The 2,493-nt window shown below is 35.1% G+C and carries 3 protein-coding genes; all 3 read left to right on the top strand.

Features of this window, described 5'->3' with window-relative positions; translation table 11 throughout:
- Positions 1-404 precede the first annotated feature (404 nt).
- Genes RTW80_RS24000 through RTW80_RS23990 form a run of 3 tightly spaced genes read left to right on the top strand, consistent with a single transcriptional unit; the run spans position 405 to position 1,348 of the window.
- The gene (locus tag RTW80_RS24000; RefSeq protein ID WP_000532776.1) at positions 405-788 is read left to right on the top strand and encodes a hypothetical protein; all 384 of its coding nucleotides are present in this window, start codon (positions 405-407) and stop codon (positions 786-788) included.
- Between the two features lie 57 nt (positions 789-845).
- Positions 846-1,049: a hypothetical protein gene (locus RTW80_RS23995; protein WP_000580786.1), complete on the top strand. Its 204-nt coding sequence runs from the start codon at positions 846-848 to the stop codon at positions 1,047-1,049.
- On the top strand, positions 1,049-1,348 hold the full coding sequence (locus tag RTW80_RS23990; protein ID WP_000390662.1) for a hypothetical protein: 300 nt from the start codon (positions 1,049-1,051) through the stop codon (positions 1,346-1,348). Before RTW80_RS23995 ends, RTW80_RS23990 begins: the two co-directional genes overlap by 1 nt.
- Positions 1,349-2,493 lie beyond the last annotated feature (1,145 nt).

Genomic DNA, 2,493 nt, shown 5'->3' with positions numbered 1-2,493 from the left:
CAAAATATAAGATTCACTACCCTTCTAACGATAATAAATGACTTATAACAACACTATACGAAACAAAACTATTGAAATAACTGAAAGCGGATACAACATTTTAAAAGCTATTTTGGACATAGAGTTTTCACCACCGACAGTGGTTAGCTTTTGTAGTTTAGGCGGCTACAGCGCACAACACGTAAATCATTGGTTAAATCATTTTACATCGTTCGGTGTGCTGGATTATGAAGGGATTAACAGCACTACATTTCGTCTTTTGAAATTAAACAAAGATTTTGAATTGTTTCTCACAAACAATCAATAACAACAGATCGGGCAATACATATGGCAAATGCATTTATGGCGATATTCATCGTAACAATGGCGTCCAGTTTTTATAATCCACATAAAAAGAGGGAAAAATGGGAAGAAAGAAAAAGAACAACTTAAAACGTATTGAAAAAAACAGTAATTTCAATTCAAAAAGACAACGTCCACCGACACACACCAATAACGAAATTCCAGGGGAAGAGATAATCTTTATTCTTGAAACAGAATCCCCTGAATTAAGTGATGAAGAATTAGAAATAATCCAATCAATGCCAGGCGTTTACTTTCGCCCAAGAACAAGAAAACAAACTATCATTTCTGATGGCACTCTGAAACGTTGGCAGCTTTTAGGGTTTAGCTCCTATCATCATTTTTTGGGATTTAACGCTTTCAATAATTGTGTAGGTGGTGCATCGGAAGTCGATCTGATGGCTCATTTAGAAGATACATTAGCTTCTAACAAACGTTCTAACTAATAAAATGATGGGTGTATGTATAAGCGCCCAATGAAAATATTCAAAAAAGGAAAAATAATGATTGGCTATATTCAAGAAACACAATTATTTCAGATGATCCTGTCTGATGCAAAAAACTATGCAGAGTTAATTCGGCTGGCAAAAGAAACAGAAGACTACGAAGCATTAGAGCGTTACCGTGATGAAGTGCTGACGCTCAAGACACCTTTTAACATCGTATTGAATATGATTAATGATGCATTACAAGGAGAATACGCATAATGGAAGAAGATATTAGCAATGCAATGGAACAACTTTTAGATCTGACTATCTCACTACAAACAAGAATAAATCAAGCCTATTCAGATTTATGCGATTACACGCTCTCTCAATGCGTTATTAGCTTAATGAAGGTGAATGTAAGCCTTGACGATTTTATCTCTCTGGTGAGCGTATCAGAGGACGATGCAAAACAGTGTAATCAAATCATCACAGACATCGCCACCACGTTAAAGGTTGCAAGTGAAGAGATTCAGCAATTAGTAGATGATTTAGCAAAAAGTGCTATTTTCTCTAAATGATAATGAAAATTATTTGCATTTATAATGATTTTGTTATATAATAATTTTAGGGGTAGATAAAAAGATTTTAGTTGGTGTTAATCCTTCTACTGTCATAAATCCCTGCATATGGAAGGTGATAGCCTCAAAGGTTGAGTGGCATTAACCTCTAACAAATATTACCTTCCATCTCTCAAGAAGTTTTAGAATAATCATAACTCCCTCTTTGATTGTTGATTGTTTCTACGTTGTGTTGATGAATGTTGTTAGGCATTGTGCTTAATTTTGATAAAAGCGGGTAGGTGTTATCTCCTTGCCCTTCCCGCTCTTATTTTTCATCTATGCTTATCCTAAAGCTCCTTATTTTGTCCGAAAACATTAAAGAGCCTTACACTGATAGTTATATTTTATAACTATTTACTAACATCATTAAACTCTTATTTAATGACGGAAGTTAGTAACAGAATAATCTATTAAGTTGTTGTCAAAAACAATCATCTGCATAGCGTTAGCCGCAAGCAGAGAGAGTTTAGCTAAGAATTGTGCAATAACCTTTGGAAATATTGATAGCAAAACGGGTTTTATAGACTGCAAATCTATAATCTTTGGTTGTAAAAACGCTTTTTCTGAAACGGTAGATTATTGTTGGTGTAGTTAATCCTATTAAAATTTAATCTGTGAGTAGATGAGAATTGGAATAGTGATTCCTTAAAGCCTTACTTTGTTGCATCCACAGCAAAAACAGGCAGCGGTTAGCCACCGCATCCAGAATATCAGATCTTAGTGATTCCAGGGGCAACTCCTAAGAGCCTTCCTTCTAAGATCTGATATTCATCCTTTAAGCATATCATCAAGTATATTTAAAAAGTGTATTTGCTGATATGTTTAATCCTCTTATAGTTTAACTTATCAATTATGTAATTGCCCGCACGTTAAAGCCCCTTTGCTGGTCAGAATTAACCTCTTACGGCATTGGGGCTTTTTATTTGTCTGGCACTAACAGGAACGTTATTTATGAAACAAGAAATGATTATCAGCAAAGACGGGGAAACGATGATTGTTAGTGATGAAAACCTCATTAAGGTTGCCGCACTGTTGGGAGTTACTCCCGAAAGTCTTCGTTCTACCACTGCTCAATTATTTAAATCGGCTGATGCGGTTAGTCT

The sequence above is a fragment of the Escherichia sp. AM3 genome, from assembly GCF_032029835.1.
GTDB lineage: Bacteria > Pseudomonadota > Gammaproteobacteria > Enterobacterales > Enterobacteriaceae > Escherichia > Escherichia coli.
The sequence above is the reverse complement of the archived record's forward strand: the minus strand, read 5'-3'. Positions and strand labels throughout refer to the sequence as shown.

Bases quoted from the DNA above. Each gene is read 5' to 3' on its own strand.
- RTW80_RS24000 (WP_000532776.1), top strand. From the start codon at position 405: ATGGGAAGAAAGAAAAAGAACAACTTAAAACGTATTGAAAAAAACAGT.
- RTW80_RS23995 (WP_000580786.1), top strand. From the start codon at position 846: ATGATTGGCTATATTCAAGAAACACAATTATTTCAGATGATCCTGTCT.
- RTW80_RS23990 (WP_000390662.1), top strand. From the start codon at position 1,049: ATGGAAGAAGATATTAGCAATGCAATGGAACAACTTTTAGATCTGACT.